15 protein-coding genes are annotated in these 16587 nt (G+C 57.4%); 8 read left to right on the top strand and 7 right to left on the bottom strand.

Annotated elements, in window-relative coordinates:
* Positions 1 to 136: 136 nt before the first annotated feature.
* The 6 genes from Poly51_RS09035 to Poly51_RS09010 all read right to left on the bottom strand — a co-directional run bounded on the left by Poly51_RS09035 (position 137) and on the right by Poly51_RS09010 (position 6168).
* Positions 137 to 589, bottom strand: a complete 453-nt coding sequence (locus Poly51_RS09035) for a DUF423 domain-containing protein (protein WP_146456466.1) — start codon at positions 587 to 589, stop codon at positions 137 to 139.
* A 4-nt stretch (positions 590 to 593) separates the two neighbouring features.
* A complete protein-coding gene (locus tag Poly51_RS09030; protein ID WP_146456464.1) occupies positions 594 to 1061 on the bottom strand; it encodes a response regulator transcription factor in 468 nt (155 codons plus the stop codon).
* Positions 1062 to 1186: 125 nt separating this feature from the next.
* Positions 1187 to 2026 (bottom strand): alpha/beta hydrolase, encoded by an 840-nt coding sequence (locus tag Poly51_RS09025; RefSeq protein ID WP_146456462.1) that lies wholly within the window; start codon positions 2024 to 2026, stop codon positions 1187 to 1189.
* Positions 2027 to 2360: 334 nt separating this feature from the next.
* On the bottom strand, positions 2361 to 3308 hold the full coding sequence (mdh, locus tag Poly51_RS09020) for a malate dehydrogenase (RefSeq protein WP_146456459.1): 948 nt from the start codon (positions 3306 to 3308) through the stop codon (positions 2361 to 2363).
* Positions 3309 to 3418: 110 nt separating this feature from the next.
* Positions 3419 to 4837 carry a hypothetical protein gene (locus Poly51_RS09015; protein WP_146456457.1) on the bottom strand — a complete coding sequence of 473 codons (1419 nt, stop codon included), beginning with the start codon at positions 4835 to 4837 and terminating at the stop codon, positions 3419 to 3421.
* Positions 4834 to 6168 (bottom strand): hypothetical protein, encoded by a 1335-nt coding sequence (locus Poly51_RS09010; protein WP_146456455.1) that lies wholly within the window; start codon positions 6166 to 6168, stop codon positions 4834 to 4836. The genes Poly51_RS09015 and Poly51_RS09010 overlap by 4 nt, the downstream gene beginning before the upstream one ends.
* 212 nt (positions 6169 to 6380) lie before the next feature.
* Here Poly51_RS09010 and Poly51_RS09005 point away from each other — a divergent pair, with 212 nt between their 5' ends.
* From Poly51_RS09005 to Poly51_RS08970, 8 genes are all read left to right on the top strand, one after another.
* The gene (locus tag Poly51_RS09005; protein WP_146456453.1) at positions 6381 to 9473 is read left to right on the top strand and encodes a hypothetical protein; all 3093 of its coding nucleotides are present in this window, start codon (positions 6381 to 6383) and stop codon (positions 9471 to 9473) included.
* 67 nt (positions 9474 to 9540) lie between these two features.
* Positions 9541 to 10572 (top strand): tetratricopeptide repeat protein, encoded by a 1032-nt coding sequence (locus Poly51_RS09000; RefSeq protein ID WP_146456451.1) that lies wholly within the window; start codon positions 9541 to 9543, stop codon positions 10570 to 10572.
* A gap of 138 nt (positions 10573 to 10710) precedes the next feature.
* Positions 10711 to 11577, top strand: coding sequence for a MotA/TolQ/ExbB proton channel family protein (locus tag Poly51_RS08995; RefSeq protein ID WP_146456449.1), 867 nt, complete (start codon positions 10711 to 10713; stop codon positions 11575 to 11577).
* A gap of 4 nt (positions 11578 to 11581) precedes the next feature.
* Positions 11582 to 12019, top strand: a complete 438-nt coding sequence (locus Poly51_RS08990; protein WP_146456447.1) for an ExbD/TolR family protein — start codon at positions 11582 to 11584, stop codon at positions 12017 to 12019.
* On the top strand, positions 12016 to 12486 hold the full coding sequence (locus Poly51_RS08985) for an ExbD/TolR family protein (RefSeq protein WP_146456445.1): 471 nt from the start codon (positions 12016 to 12018) through the stop codon (positions 12484 to 12486). Before Poly51_RS08990 ends, Poly51_RS08985 begins: the two co-directional genes overlap by 4 nt.
* A 5-nt stretch (positions 12487 to 12491) precedes the next feature.
* Positions 12492 to 13082, top strand: coding sequence for an anthranilate synthase component II (locus tag Poly51_RS08980; RefSeq protein ID WP_146456443.1), 591 nt, complete (start codon positions 12492 to 12494; stop codon positions 13080 to 13082).
* Positions 13079 to 13678, top strand: coding sequence for a DUF447 domain-containing protein (locus Poly51_RS08975; RefSeq protein WP_146456441.1), 600 nt, complete (start codon positions 13079 to 13081; stop codon positions 13676 to 13678). The genes Poly51_RS08980 and Poly51_RS08975 overlap by 4 nt, the downstream gene beginning before the upstream one ends.
* Positions 13656 to 14657, top strand: a complete 1002-nt coding sequence (locus Poly51_RS08970; RefSeq protein WP_146456439.1) for a GHMP family kinase ATP-binding protein — start codon at positions 13656 to 13658, stop codon at positions 14655 to 14657. Before Poly51_RS08975 ends, Poly51_RS08970 begins: the two co-directional genes overlap by 23 nt.
* 20 nt (positions 14658 to 14677) lie before the next feature.
* Here the strand turns inward: Poly51_RS08970 and Poly51_RS08965 are convergent, their stop codons facing one another.
* On the bottom strand, positions 14678 to 16258 hold the full coding sequence (locus tag Poly51_RS08965; RefSeq protein ID WP_146457298.1) for a permease: 1581 nt from the start codon (positions 16256 to 16258) through the stop codon (positions 14678 to 14680).
* Positions 16259 to 16587 lie beyond the last annotated feature (329 nt).

The raw sequence follows: 16587 nt of genomic DNA, 5'->3' as shown, positions 1-16587 counted from the left end.
GGGTCTCCCAAACATCTGCCGGTCACAAGCAAGCCCGCGGTGACACGTTAGCGGTTCGGTCGGCGATCGACGAGTAGGCGGCGCGACATTTCTCGCTCGATCGGATCTTCCCGCCGATTCGTTCACCGGGCCGCAACTACGGTGTCCGTCCCCGGATTTGGTGAAAGCGTTTCTCTTTGCTTCGGCCTTCAAAGGCGATCCAAAGCAAACCCGACCAAGCAATGATCCACGTCAATCCGCCCAGCGGCGTGATCAGCCCGAATTTTGAAACGTTGGCGATGGCGATCGCGTACAGCGATCCGCTGAACACGGCGGTGCCCAACAGAAACAAGCGGCCGATCCAGCGACGAATCACCGGTTTGCCAATGTGCATGGCCGAGAGAGCCAAGAGGGCGACCGCGTGAATCAGTTGGTAGCGGGCACCGATATCGAATTGCCCCACGCGTTTGGCGACCAAATCCGGGCTGAGCCCTTGCCTTGCCAAATGTTCAGGTAAAAAGTGGGAACCAATGGCGCCGATGGCGACTCCGGTTGCCCCGCAGATCGCAGCGTAGATCAAAATACGCTGCGAGGCTGATTCTTCATGCATCGTTTTACGCATCCAAAAGCTTGCCAACCGCATCAATCAGGCGGTCCATGGCGAATGGTTTGCGGATGTAGTCGCTGACGCCAAGCAATTCCGCGTAAGCTTTGTGTCGACTGCCCTCGTTCCCTGTAATCATAATTACGGGAAGCGGAACGTCACGAAGTCTTCGCAGCTTTTCCAGGACCAGAAACCCGCTGCGTTTGGGCATCATCATGTCCAGAATCATCAAATCCGGGTTTTCCCGCTCTGCCAGAGCCAATCCTTGGTTGCCATCGCGGGCGATCACGACTTCGTAACCGGCACCTTCGAGGGCGTAGCGGACCGCTTCGATGATTTCAAAGTCGTCATCGACAACAAGGATTTTCGGGCCCTTCGCGGCTGGTTTCAAAGGACTCGTCTTCGATGTGGGCACATCGGATGGATTGGCTGATGAGTCGACTGGGTCGTCGTTTTGGGCGGGGTCACCAGAGTTCATGAGGCTTCACGATCGGCGGACTTAGGCGGGGCGGGAGGATTGCGATGCAGCCAACAGTGTAGCGGAACTGTCTTGAATCATCGTCGGTCCGGCTTCGTGAATTTTGTCGGAAGCTCGAATCGACGTCAGTTCGCTGAGTATTCTGTCGGCGATGTCGCCCAGCGTTCGTCGGCCGCCGCCGTGTTGGAAACGACGTGCCCCATGATCCAGCGATCGATGTCGGCAAGGACGACGGTGTCCATTTCGTCCTCGCCGGGATATTGACGAATCTCAACGTTGGCGCCGATCGCCATCGCGACTTGGCAATCTGTTTTCAAACCCGCGTTTGTGTAGTTCTGATTTTTCGCACCCCATTGCCACAGCATCGGAAGCCGTCGGTTGCGAAGTTGATTCAGATTGCGGATCGCACCCTGAGGCATCCGTCCACCGACCGAGATTGCCGCCGCAAAGCGACGAGGATCCCGCATCGCGATTCGCATTGCCATCGTGCCGCCCGATCCGTAACCGGCAAGCACGATGCGGTTGGAATGAACCGAGAATCGATCGCATGCCTCATCCGCGGCGTCGGCAATGTTGTCGTGGGCGATTCCGATGGCAGCAGGGCTGTCGTGCCAATCGAAACGGTGGCCGCTTGAATCGGCGGCTCGGTTGCCGCGAACGCCGACCGCGACGTGGTTCCGCAAACTGATGTGCGGCATGATTTGGTCCACTTGGTGTTCGTTGCAGCCGTCGCTGTGCAACCAAACGACCAATGGATATTGATAGCTAGGGGTGTAGTGGACCGGAAGAAAAAAGCTTCTTTGCGACCGGACCTGATCCCAGGTGCCGAACCCTAAATGAGGCCTGGTGGAGGTGGCGTCTGCGCCGGATTGGTCGCACCCATGTTCGTGGCTTGGGCCTTGATCGGAATTTTGTTCGTCGTAGGACGAAATGTTCCAAGACATCGGCTTTTCGAATCGATCCATGGGCCTGCATTGATTAGGGAGGATGGAAAGGGTTTCGCAGCCGTGCGCCGGATTGCCGCGGCCGATCAACGCGAAATTAAGGTTCGACGTCGTTCGGTGTCAACGGCGAAGACGATCGGAAAAGTAACCGGGGTCCGGCGCCAGGCCAAAATGCCTGGCGTCCGGAGTTTTTTCCGAAGGCAGACTGCCTTCGGATGTGAGAAACGAGCCGCAGCCTTATGCCGAGTGGCGTTTTCCAAGGCCCTGGCTCGCCCGAGTTCGGTTGATCCCAGCCGCACGGAAGTCTGGCGAATCCCGCTGCGAATGAACCCGAAAACCAAGCTGACGCGGAATACTAGGCGGTTAGCAGCCCGTCCATCGTTGCAACGAGATCTTTGACAGCTTGGACGCTGTTTTTGAAGTCCGCGGTTTCTTTGTCCGTCAAATCCAGTTCGATCACCTTCTCGACGCCGCCGCTGCCCATGACGACCGGCACGCCGACGTAGTAGCCGCCGACGCCGTATTCCTTGTCGCAATAGGCTGCCACAGGAATCACTCGCTTTTTGTCTTTGACGACTGCTTCGACCATTTGGGCGCAAGCCGCGGCCGGTGCGTAGTACGCCGAGCCCGTTTTCAGCAACGCCACGATTTCGGCGCCACCCTTGCGAGTCCGGTCAACGATTTCGTCCAAGCGGGCCGAATCGATCAACTGGGTGACAGGAATGCCGCCGACGCTGGTGCAGCTTGGGATTGGCACCATCGTGTCGCCGTGTCCGCCCATCAACAAAGCGCTGATGTCTTCGACGCTGACGCCCAATTCCATTGCCAAAAACGTGCGATAGCGAGCCGTATCCAGGACTCCGGCTTGGCCGCATACCTTGGCCGGGTCAAAACCGGTGACCTTGAACATTTGCTGCACCATCGCGTCCAACGGGTTGCTGACCACGATGACGACTGCGTTGGGGCTGGTCGCTTTGATGTTTTCAGCGACATCGGTCACGATCTTCGCGTTGGTCGCCAACAGGTCGTCCCGGCTCATGCCCGGCTTACGAGGAATTCCCGCCGTGACAACGATCACGTCGCTGTCGCGGGCATCGTCATAGCTGGTCGTTCCGACAATGTTGGAATCGAATCCCATGATCGGTGACGCTTGCATCAAGTCGAGCGCCTTGCCGCTCGGCATGTCTTCGGTGCGTGGAATATCCAACAGCACAATGTCGCCCAGCTCAGCCGCGGCACACCAATGGGCGCACGTCGCACCTACGTTTCCAGCTCCGATGACGGTAATTTTTGCTCGACGCATAGTGGGCGACCTTTGTTGAATTGTATGGGGCGTGAATGTGTGAGTCCCGATGACAGCCCGATATGTTGCCCACTGGGGGTTGGCGGTCAAGTGGATGAGGCCGAATGTCGCTAGAAGTCGACGTCAACCGACGCTTGTTTGCGTTTCTTGGCGACTTCTCGATCGCCAGCCGTTGTCGACCGGTGCCACAACCAGGTCGCCAACATGCCCGCCAGCACCACCACCGCAGCGATCCAGCCGATCATCGAAACGCCGATCGGGTCGGCCGACGTCGGTGTTCGGTCGGTAATGTTGGCTGCGACCACCAACGGACCAAATTGATCTTCGCCGCCAAATTGGTTCATGTAATCGGTTTGGTAGCTCCAGAGACGAAAAAAGAACCCTTCGATGGCGACGTTGCGACTGATTTTGGCGACGATCGCGTCAACGCCCGTTTGTTTCCAGATCGCTTCGTTCAGAAACGCCGGCAATTCGGTCGCGACGATCGATACGGGATAGCGATTTTCGAACCTCGCGTCGTTTTCGTCGCTCGACCCTTCGATTTGGATGACCGCATTTCCCAAGTCGACGACCGCATCGATTTGAAAGTATCGGTCCATACCCAATTCGGTTTGGCGATCGGGGTCGGTGATGGCGATGCGAGTGACGAGGACCGTTTCAGCTTCGAATCGAATCCAATGCCCGGCCATGGTTTTTGCATCGGTCAACATTTTGACGGCAGTCACGTTGCGGCTGGCGGGTAAATCACGTTGACCGCTGATGCTCGCCGCTGCGGCCAACGTCGCGTAAAAAGCGTCCGCGTCCGCCGCCAACAACGGTTTTCGGTCACGCGAGGCGACTTCCACGATCGACGAAATATCAACGCCCGCTTTGGCAAGCAGCATCCAGCCGGCCGACGGCGTCGTTGACGGCACCCAAGACAATCGTCCGGCCGCAGCAGCCACCTGTCCGTTCGCCTGGACAATCACGCCTGTCCCGCGAGCCTGGTCGCCGACGGCAATGTTGTCGGCGACATTCGCGGTCACGACCTGGACGGTTTGCTTGGGGGACTCGATTTGTAGGGATCGCATTCGCTTGAATTCCAAAAACTCAACCAAGTCGCCGGGCACGTCGATCACTTGGATCGACCGGACCACGCCGTTGATCGACACCGCGTCACCCAATTCGGCAGCGACCAGTTCGGCAGCGTTGCTCTCGGTCGGGTCTTTTCGAACGCGACTGGCAAGGACTTTCGGGTCTACTTTTTGGAGCCGAAAAACGAGTTTGGCCAGCTCACCCACCGCAGCGGAATCGGACGGCGGATACGTCTTGGCAATGCGGTCTCGATCGAACCCACCCAGCAGATCCAGGGCATCGGCAGCTGATGTCGTGTGCGGCGTGGCGACGGAAGCGACGGCAAGCATGGCCACACCGATCGCGACGGCGTACTTCGCGACAATGTGACTCGCGAAATTGTGTCTCGCGAAATTGTGTCTCGCGAAATTGTGTTCGCATTTCAGCATCGGCAACGTTCGTTGGGGCATCTTCATGATGGCTCCTCGCTCGACGCCGCGCTCGCCGGGATGCTTGCCTGAATGTCGATGAACAGATCCTCGGTCGACGGTCGGCCGCTGGCGCGAAGTTCCCGAGTCCGCCGCGTCATCACCGTCGATCGCCACGACACGATCGCGGCCAATCCGATGCCGATGATGCAAGCCGCTGCCGCCGTCCAACCCAGTTGCCGGCGGATGCTGTCGTCCGATGGTGCCTGCTTCGCGACAACCGATTCGGAACGAGTCGACGTCTCGGATCGCTCGTCCAGTTGACCGATGATCACCGGCGCGAGATCCGCGCCGACTGACGATTGATAAGCGAGTCGTTTCAAGAAAATGCCCGTCAGTCGAACCGGCGGTCCATCCTCGCGTGTCGCGTCGGAACCGACACGAGCGATGGGGTCGCCGACGTTGGGAACGATCGCGACAATCGGTCGGTCGGCACCATCGGACGGACGCAGCCATAGTTGCCAATAGTCTGTGATTCCCATCGCATTTTCGCGAGCAACGATTCGCTCGGCCCGCGCCACGGTGCCAGTCACAGCGACGCGTTGTCCTTGAAACACGGCCGGTTGCTGCAGCAGCGGTACCGCCCCGACCACCGCCGCTGGCCCCGAGAACGTTTCGGCGGGTGCTACCGTCGCCTGATAAAGCAAGCGATAGAAGGCATCGAAGTCGCCGCTTCGCCAAACGCTTCCGTCGACCACCCGGTTCATTGCCGCCGCGTCGAGTGCGGACAACATGGCGTCGATTTGACCGCGAGTCTGCTTGGTCAGGGCATGCTCGGTCAGTGTTTCGGCAGTTCCCCATCGCCCAGCGGAATCTTGCCACGCCAGCACCGAATCCGATTCGGGCATCGAGGCCAATTCATCGGCGATCGCCGTTGCGGTCGATTCAATGTCTTCGCTTTGACCCTGTTTGCCGCTTAACAGCCGCGTCAGCCCGGCCGACCATTTTCGCTGCTTTTCGACACCGACGCGGGCAACCAGATCGGAAGCAACTTTTCGGTCCTCGAATCCGACCGATTCCACCGCCGAGGCCTGCGCGGTGTTGGCTCCGGAATCGTCAATTGGGCGAATTCGAACCAGCGAAGGTGTGGCGGCTCCCCCGTTAGCAGCGGAGGGAATTCTGGGCTGTGGCTCTCCGCCGCCGAAAAAGGGGCGGTAGATGGCTTCGTTCGACACCTGCTTCATGACCACGACGACCAGAGCCAATCCGATCACCAATCGAATTAGCCGTCGGTACGATCCGCCAGGTTCCATGCCGCGGCGGTCTCGTCGATCTCGGTGATAAAGGTTGTGATCGTTAAATTCGGAAGGGATACGCACCTGAAATTCCAATCAGACCGGATGAAGTGCCTAGGCTATGCTTGAAGGCGGAATCGACGCCTCTTACTCTACTGTTATGACCGACTTGGCGTGCAGCAGCGAGATTGCCGCTAAACTTTGTTCATCCCGTTCGTTTTCGGACCCGCGGCGACTTACAAAACGTTGCCGCTAGTCCTCGATCGTGCTTATCCGCCTTGAACCAACGACTAACCATGCTCTTCCGCAGCCTTACGACACGGTCGACTTTCCGAGGTCTGCGTTCGCGGTTTGATGTCTCCACTGCCTCGGCGCGGCGGACCGAGTTGTCGCTGTTCGGATTGATGCTGTTCGGATTCTGTCTGGCGGGGGCGTCGTCGTCGGCTGCCGAAGGCGAACCGGCCGAGTCGTTTTTGGCAAGTCTTCGCGCCGTCGGGTATTTCGACACTGCGATCGTTTATCTCGATCGCGTTGAACAGTATCCGGGTGTGGATGGTGATTTTAAGAAAGCGATTCCTCTAGAGAAAGCACAAACGTACGTCGATGCGGCCAGGTCATCACGAAGTGCAACGGCACGTGAGGGATACCTCAAAGACGCAACGGATCAGTTGGACGTCTTCCTGAAAGCGGGAACCCATCCGCGACAATCCGAAGCCCGCATGATGTTGGGCACGCTGCAAATGTTTCGCGGCGCTCAAACGTTGGGCTCCGAACCTGATGACGCGAAACGCAAAGAGGCACGCGAAACCTATTTGGCAGCCGCGAAGACGTTTAGCGACATCGTCGAAAAACTTCGCAACGAGTTGAAGGAAATGCAGGGTGCCAAGATCGATGCCAAATCGAATCCGGGCGGTGCCGCGCTTCGCGACCAACTTCGCGGCGAGTTCCTGCAAGGGATGACGTTGGCGGGCGAGGCTTGGTTGCAGGCCGCCAAGACGTACAACGATCCCGGCAAGCAGGCGAAAAAAGAACTCAGCGAAGCCCTCAAGCTGTTCACCGATTTGAGTGAAAAGTACGACGACTTTCCGCCCGGTGCGATCGCGTTGATGAGTCGAGGTTTGGTTCAAGAATTGCTTAGCGAAAACGACAAGGCCCTCGACAGTTTCATCCGCATGCTCGAAACACAAGACGTGGATGATTTGCGGGACGCAAAGTTCCAAGCCGCTAGCGGCTTGATCCGCCTTTCGCTTGCCGATAAGCCGCCGAAATTTCAGATGGTGATCGATCGCGTTCAACCGATGATTGATTCGGTTCGACCCAACGAGCGACGTTTGTCGTCGGCGGCGCAGTTGCATGTCGATTTGGCTGAAGCGTATCTGGCGAAATCAAGGGACAAGAAAAACCAGAAACCCGCCGACCTTAAACGGGCCGAATCCGACGGCCGCCAGTTGCTGATCAAAGCGTCGAAGATCGACGGCGATCATGTGGCCGAAGCGACTCGCTTGCTGGCGTCGATGGGTATCGAAGCTGCGTCCGAAGAGACGGCTGAATTGCCGACGGCCGAGGACCCCGTCAGTCTCGATGACGCGTACGCCAAAACGATCGAGTTGTACCAAGCCGGCGAAAATTACTCGCAAATGTTGGCGACGGCGACAAAAGAAAAGGATAACGCTCGCGCCGCCGAACTCGAAAAGCAAGTCTCGCAAACGCGTCAGGTCGCGATGCAAATTCTTAGTCGTGGCTTGTCCTTGATCCGATCAAAATCGGACGTCGAAATGGCAGGAAACGCCCGGCAATTGCTGGCGTTTTTGCTTTACCAAGACGAACGATTTCACGACGCTTCCGTCGTCGGATCGTTCTTGGCGAAAAGCACGCCGGGCACCGACATGGGCATGAAGGGCGGATTGATCGCTCGGAATGCGTTGCAGAATTTGTTGGTCGTCGACACGTCCAATGCTCATCTGATTGCCGAGGTCAAAGATCTTGCTGACTTCGTTCAATCGAACTGGCCGACGCATGCCGAGACGCCCGTCTTCCAACGACTGGTCGTGGAGTTGGCCCTCCAAGATGATCAATGGGACCAAGCACGCGGTTTGATCGAAGCGATGGGCAAAAGCACAACGCGATCGCTTCTGCAACGCAAACTCGGCCTGTTTCTTTATCAGGCTTCCATAACGGCTAGGGCGGGCGATGATGAGACGCAGGCCGCTAAGTACCTTGCCGAAGCGAAGCAGGAACTCAAAGCGGGTCTCGATTCGATCGAAGGCGGATTGGCCGACGAGGAAGCGATGAAGGCGGCTCTGATTCTGGCCAAGATTCAGTTGCGAAATGATGAGGTCACTGCAGCCGATAAAACACTGAACAATGACAAGTACGGCCCGTTGAAAGTCGCCGAACGATTGCTGGGCAAAGAAACAAACAAGAGCAACGAAGCGTTCGCTAGCGATCTGTATAGCACTGAATTGAACCTGTTGGTGCAAAAAATGACCGCGCCCAACAGCGACACGGACAAGTTGGTCGGCCAAGCCAGCGACGTGATGGAGAAACTGAGAGCCAGCGTGACCGGACCCGACGCATCGGCCCGTTTGAGTGGTATTTATCTACGAATGGCTCGTGACATCCGCGAACAGTTGGATGGATCCGAACCTGGCCAGAAAGCGAAGTTGATCGGCGCCTTCCGAGTCTTCCTCGAACGCATCTCAGCCACCACCGAAGACCAAGCGACGCTGCAGTGGATCGGCCAAACGGTCATGGCGTTGGCCGAATCGTCGATCGAACCCGGCCAAACCAAGGCGACCGGCCAGGCCGCCGAGTTGTTGGCGACGGCGACGGAGACCTTTGAACGGCTGAAGAAAAATTCGGACGACGTGCCTTTGACGGTCGACTTCCAGCTCGGACGGGCACAACGATTGAGTGGCAACTACAAAGGCGCACTCGATACGCTTGATCCGGTGCTTCGAAAGAAGCCCAACATGCTAAATGCTCAAATGGAGGCGGCCAACGCTTACGAGCAATGGGCCGCGACACTACCGCCGACGTACGCAGGCAGCGCCTACAAGGCCGCGCTCAACGGCGCCCGCCCCGATGAATCCAAGAAGAACGTGATTTGGGGTTGGGGCAAAATCAGTCAATTGACGAGCTCGAACGAAAGCTTTCGCGACATGTTCTTCGATGCCCGTTATCACGTCGCCCTGTGCCGCTATTTGTGGGGTAAGTCGACGAGCGAGAAGACGCTGATCGAAAAATCGGTTCTTGATATCACCAAAGTCGCAGCGTTGTATCCAGAACTGGGTGGCGATCAGCAACGCCGCAAATTTGATTCGTTGTTGAAGTTGATCCAGAAAGAGCTGGGTCAGAAACCCGAGGGGCTACCACCCATTGAAAAATAAACTCACTGGGAATCCGTTCTCACGTCGCACATCTTCCTTGTCCCTTCCCGACCTTCAGTCGTTTTTCATGAATCGTTTGATAAAAACCATTGGTCTCGTGTTCCTCATCGTCGCTTCGATGTCGGTGCCGTCGCGCGTGTGGGGTCAAGCCGATCGCCTGTACGATACGGCGGGTAAGAACCATTCGGGCGCGATCACGCAAACCAATTCCAAAGGCGTTCAGTTGAAGCGGGGCAACGATGTCCAAAACTTCATGTCGGCGGACATCGTCAAAATTTTGTACGAAGGCGACCCGGGGCCGCTGACGCAAGCACGCGAGTTTGCGATCGACGGCCAATATGAACAGGCGCTTGACGAACTGAAAAAAATCGACGCAAAAACCATCAAGCGAGACGTCGTCGAAGCGGACTACGCGTACTACACCGCACTATCGCAAAGCAAAATGGCGCTGGCCGGTCGCGGCGCGAAAGATGCGGCGGCCAAAGCCGTGCTCGGGTTTATCGGCAAGTACCGTGACTCCTGGCACCTTTTCGATGCCGCCAAAGTGCTGGGTGATTTGGCGATCGCGCTGGGTAACCCGACCGAAGCGACCAAGTACTACAAGTTCCTGGAACAGTCATCGTCACCCGAGACGAAGGTCGAATCGGTTTATCTGCAGGCACTGGTTTCGGTGAACCAGAAGGACAGCGCCACCGCCATCGCCGCCTTTGACAAGATCATCGACATCAAAGCTCAAACGCCACAAATGCTCCGCATCCAAACGTTGGCAAAGGCGGGCAAGTCGGTGGCGTTGGCTCAGTCGGGCAAAGGCGAAGACGGCTTGAAGTTGGTCAATTCGCTGATCAAGGAACTGAATCCGACGGACATCGAAATGGCCGCACGGATCTACAACGCCCAAGGTGCCAGCTACGAAGCCAGCGGCGACCCCGAGGGTGCTGTGCTCGCGTATTTGCACACTCATTTGATGTTTTCGTCGCTTCCCGATGCCCACGCCGAGGCCTTGCTAAGGCTGGTCGAACTTTGGCCCAAGGTCGGTAAACCCGATCGCGCCGCCGAGGCTCGCCAGGAACTGCAACAACGCTATCCCGGTGCGCTGTAAGATGGCGCGATGTAAGATTTCGAACTGAAATCAGCGAGCATCGTTTGATTTTCGCTAGACTATCCGGGTGCCTGCGCGGCACCGACCGATTCACGACTACCTTCTCTTCCAAACGTTTTGACTCAGAGAGCTTCTTTAATGTCCGTCGCCTGCGGTTCGCTAACTGGCAAGTCCAGTCTATTTCGCTCAGTCGTTTTCCTGATCGCATTTGCGGCCTCTTTGTCGATCGCCAATGTTGCGGTCGCTCAAGACGACGCGGCTGCGGAGTTCGGTGATCCCGCCGCGGAAGTGGTGGATGAACCCGCCGATGTTCCCGCCGGCCCGGCTGGTGATGCCGCCAATGACGCTCCGACGCCCAAAGGCAGTCAGAACCTGTTGGCGTGGACATACGATTCGCTCGGTTTGGGCTACGTTCTGATCTTCCTGGCACTTTCGATCTCGTTGGTGTCGTTGTTCGTGATGAACATGTTGGCGGCCCGTCGCGACACACTTTGCCCACAGGAGCTGGTCGACAATTTCGAAGCCCGGCTTAACGAAAAGGATTTCCAGGGTGCCTATGACATGGCGAGAACGGACGAATCCGTTCTGGGGCAAGTTTTGTCGGCCGGACTAGCCAAACTCAGCCGCGGTTACAACAAAGCGCTCGAGGGAATGCAAGAAGTCGGTGAAGAGGAAAGCATGAAGCTAGAACACCGACTCAGCTACATGGCGCTGATCGGAAACCTGTCGCCCATGATCGGTCTGTTCGGGACGGTTCAAGGGATGATTTCATCGTTCCAAGTCATCGCGCTTGGCGGGTCGACGCCGAAGCCATCCGATTTGGCCGCCGGTATTTCGACGGCGTTGTTCACGACGTTGGTCGGTCTTGCCGTCGCGATTCCCGCGATCGCCGCCTACAACATTTTGCGGAATCGAGTCGCGCGGTTGCTCTTGGAAGTCGGCGTGACCAGCGAAAACTTGATGAGCCGATTCGAAGACGTTCAGCCTCAAGCGGTCAAGAAGTAACGCCATGCGAGTCAAGAAAACCAACGTCGACTTGGCCGAAGGCGATTTGACGCCGATGATCGACATGGTGTTCCAATTGATCGCCTTCTTCATGGTGCTTATCAATTTCGCACAAACCGAGTCCAACGACCGGGTGAAATTACCCAGCAGCCAATTGGTCAAGCCGCCGGAAGTTGCATTGGAATTTCCGATCGTGCTGCACGTCGCCAAAGACGGCGAGATCATCTTGGGCGGCGACGACTACACCGCCGAGACGTTGCGAATCGGGCTGGGACGTGAAATTTCGGTCATCAAAGCCGAAGGTAAATCGGTTTCAGACGCGAACGTCGTCATCCGCGCTCACAAGGACACCGCTGCCGGTGATGTCCAGGAAATCATTCGCGTCGCACAAGAACAGAATCTCGAGAACTTTGCGCTTCGCGTGAAGGAGGATCGCTCGTGAAAATCCGAAATCAAAAAGACGCCGAGAAGAACGGCCTCGACATGACCAGCATGATCGATATCGTCTTTCTGCTGCTGATCTTCTTCGTGATGACGTTCAAGATCGTGGAAATGGAAGGCGACTTCAGCGTTCGGATGCCCTTGGCCGGTGGCGCCGCTTCGGACCCAACCGATTTGCCGTTGAAGTTGCGATTGCGAGCCGATGAAGCCGGAAAATTGGTTTCCATGTCGATGAACGAGATCGATATGGGGACGGATTTTGACCAGCTTCGTGGTAACGTGGTTGCAATGATTGGTGGCAATACGCCGATCGACGGCGACGAAGGTCCCGAGTTAGAAATCGACACTGATTACAACTTGCGATACCAGTACGTGATCGAAGCGATTACTGCGGTCAGCGGTTACAAAGACGGTGACCAGGTCGTCAAGTTGATCGAGAAAATTAAATTCGCCAAACCTCGTCGGTAAGCGTCTTGATCCTTCTGCTCGACAATTACGATTCTTTTGTCCACAACTTGGCTCGCTACATTCGCCGGGCCGGTTGTGAAACCTTGGTCGTTCGAAGCGACCAAATCGACGTGCTCGGGTGCAATGAAATGTCGCCCACAGCCGTCGTGCTCTCGCCCGGGCCGCGACGTCCCGAAGATGCCGGATGTTCGATCGATGTGCTGCGTCATTTGGCACCACAGATCCCGATCCTAGGCGTCTGCTTGGGGCACCAAGCGATCGCGACCGCCTTCGGTGGCGTCGTTCATAAATGTGGTCCGATGCATGGTATGGCAAGTCGGATCAACCATGATGGCCAAGGCGTCTTCGCCAATTGCCCGTCGCCGATGCGTGTTGCCCGTTATCATTCGCTTGCGGTCGATCCGATCTGTGTTCCCGACGAACTGATTGTCACGGCCACGACCGACGATGGAGTCATCATGGGACTACGGCACGTGGGGCGTCCGATCCATGGCGTTCAGTTTCATCCCGAGTCCGTGTTGTCCGATTTTGGAGCCCAGATCATCGACAACTTCGTCGCCATGATCCACGACGCAAAGCGAGTCGCCCTGTCGTGATATTGGAATCGATCGTCACGACGGTGGATCGAAACGGGCGAGTCAACTTGGCTCCGATGGGGCCGGTCGTCGACGGAGATCTGGGCAATCCCGATCCCGCGGATGTCACATTCCGACTTCGTCCGTTCGTGTCGTCACAGACGTTTAAGAATCTTTTCGAAACACGGGTCGCTGTCATCCATATCACGGACGACGCAAGTTTGATGGCCCGCGCCGCGGTTGGACAGGTTGCGGATCAGGAAGTGGCTGGCTTGGTGCGCCAAATCGCGAACACCGATTGGTGGCCACTGATCGATTGCCACCGATGGTTCGCGGTCCGTGTCGATTCCGTCGAACATGACGACTTGAAATCCGTGATGGAATGCCGCGTTTCCGATTCGGCAGTGGTGCGGCCATTCTTCGGTTTCAATCGGGCCAAGCACGCCGTGCTTGAAGCGGCCATCTTGGCGACTCGAACACATCTGATTCCCGAGGCAACGATTCGCGAAGAACTTCGCCGACTGGAGCCACTGATCGACAAAACGGCGGGGCCAGCCGAACATGATGCCTTCGACATGTTGCGAGGGATCATTGATGAACGATTGGCAAATGGATAGCTCCCCAACCGAAAAGACGCCCGGCCGCGCCGGAAACCGTGACGACAACGATATCGAAACGGTGCGGATAACGACCGGTGCTCGATTGCACTTCGGATTGCTCGACACGGCCGCACCGTTTGGTGGCGTCGGCGTGATGGTGGATCAACCATCGACGCAAATCACGGTCCGCCCGCATTCACATTTTGAGGCCCTCGGACGCATCGCCCAGCGTGCCAATGAGATCGCTCGCGGTTGGAGCGATCGGATCGGACGTGACACGTTGCCATCGTGTCGCGTCGAAGCGACCCAGACGGCGGCCGCGCATTGCGGTCTCGGCAGCGGCACGCAACTGGCGATGGCGATCGCGGAAGGCATTGCCCGTTTCGAGGGGATTGAAATGCCGCTTGAAGAACTTGCCGTCGACGTTGCCGGTCGAGGCAAGCGGTCGGCCGTTGGAGTTCACGGGTACATCCGTGGTGGCTTGATTTCGGAGAACGCCGATTCGCCGACGTCGCTCAATCCCATCTGCGATCGCATCGAATTGCCTGAGGCATGGCGAGTTCTTGTCGTCCGTCCCGCTGTATCGGCTCAACCGATCAGCGGCGAGGCTGAGATCAAACAATTTGCGGCTCTCGGTTCCGCCGTCGCGAGTGCCAAGTCGCACCTGAAAGATGTGCTCGCCAACCAGATCGTTCCGGCGGCCGAAGCCGGTGATCTTGATGGTTTCACCGATGCCATCCACCGTTACAACCTTGCCAGCGGGATGCTTTTTGCCAATGTCCAAGGTGGTCCGTACCACGGCGATGATGTCGCTCGTTTGATCGCCCAATTGATTGAAGCGGGCGGACGAGGCGTCGGTCAAAGTAGCTGGGGGCCGGGCGTTTTCACATGGTTCGACTCGGCGGAATCGATGGATCGGTTTGCCGAACGATTGCCCCCCCATGCGCACGTCATCGCGAAATCGCAGCCGCTCAATCGAGGGCGATCGCTCGGTTGATCGCGGACAGTGGCATCGGACTAATGCAACTCGTCGTCATCGGTTAGCGGCTTGCCGATGCCCGGCATCCAGGACCATGCCATCAACATCGCGGCCGATGCCAAATAGCCGGCCGCGAACTCTAAGACGAATTTCCGGTTGGCTGCATCCAAAACGATATCACCCCACGTATCGGGGCCGAACGGCAAAAACAAACGGTTGCCCGCCAATGGCGAATGCATCACGCCGAACAGCGTCAACACGCACGCCAACAAAAGCACTTTCGCAGCCAAGAGCAAGCGTCGGTCAATCGCAGCCGCCAGCGCCCACGCCCACAGCAGGCTGGTCAAGATGAATCCGCTGCTGAGCATGCCGATCGTCTTGAGGTTTGCTCTTAGCATCGGATCGCCCAAGGTCGTCGCATCGATGCCGAGTTTACGAAGTGCCTCATCACCGAAGATGCGACCGGGCAAATTCATCGCTAAGAAAGCCAGTGCTGGCAAACAAGCCAAAGCGACCGCCGCGTAGTGCCGGCGTGGTGTCGCCAAAAAACTCTGTGCCGTGATTTCCAAACCGACGAATACCAAGATTGGATAAACCACCGGCGCCGGAATCCAGGCATTGAGCCACCCGAAGTATCCGACCAGACCCGCCGATCCGACCAACAGCGCCGTGCCCAACACGTATGCCGCTCGGCCACCCATCGCTTTGTACGCCGGATGGCCGATGTACGGAGTGGTTTGAATCACGCCGCCGGACAAACCGGCGATCACCGTCGCGAAGGCTTCGACCGCGATGACTGTTCGCGTGTCATAGTCGTCGCCGGCTGCCTTTGCGCTTTCGGTACAGTCAATGCCGCCAACGACGGTGCCGATCGCAAACGGCATCACGATGGGTAGATACGGCAACGCATCGCCAAAGTTTGCCAGCCACTCGAATTTCCAGCTCTCCATCCACTGTGTCGGAAACCAAGCCGCCGTCACCGCTTGGGGGAATTCGTATCCGGTCCCTGGGATCGCGCACATGAAATAGTACATCGCTCCGGCGACCACTAACGCACCCAATGTCCCCGGCGTTCGTCCGGGCAGCGGGATGCGTGCGACAAGGGTCGTCAACACGATCACCAACGCCAACATGCCTGGCAGCGGTCGGCCAAGAATCTCCATCAGTGGCAAAAAACTGATCAGCACCAATGCGATCGCCGCAAGCGATCCGAGCAGCCCGGCACGAGGGATCAGCCGCCGAACCCATTCGGTTGCCGGTGCCAACGCGAACTTCAAAAGTCCGCTCAGCACGATGCACCAAATTCCGATGTGCCAAGTTCGATACGCGGCCGCCGTCGAATCAAGGCCCATCGCTTGACCCTGCAAGAACGACGGCCCCAGCACGAACAGCACAACGCCGAAAGTCGATGGCGTGTCCAAACCCAAAGGCATTGCGGTCACATCGTCGCGGCCGGTTTTGTGGGCCAACCGGAATGCGACATAAAAGAACGCCAGATCGCCGATCAGCACTCCAAGTGCGGTGCCCGGCACCATCGCCGAAACCGCAAATTCCACCGGAAATCCAAACCCGGCCAGCAAACCGACCATCAACAACAATCCAGCGATGTTGTCCAGCATCAAACCGAAGAACGCATTGACGTCGCCGGGACGGGCCCACCGGTAGGGGCCCGACGAAGTCGTTGGGGGAACACGATCAGATGTTGAATTCACGGGCTCGTCCGTATGGCCGTAAGCGAATGTTGGATCCCAAATGCACGTATTCGCACATTCTTAGCGGCCGATTCTAACCGCCATGTCGCAAAGAAAAGAGAGCGGCGGGTCGGCAAAATTCGCTTTGACGTAACCGCAAATTCAAAGATAATGGGGCTAATGTGGTCCGATATGCATTGGATTGAAGGATTTCACGCCGCTAATGCGACTTTTTTCAGCGGATTCGCTGCTGGGAC

This window comes from Rubripirellula tenax (genome assembly GCF_007860125.1).
Classification (GTDB): Bacteria; Planctomycetota; Planctomycetia; order Pirellulales; family Pirellulaceae; genus Rubripirellula; species Rubripirellula tenax.
This window is presented reverse-complemented; position numbering and strand designations above follow the sequence as displayed.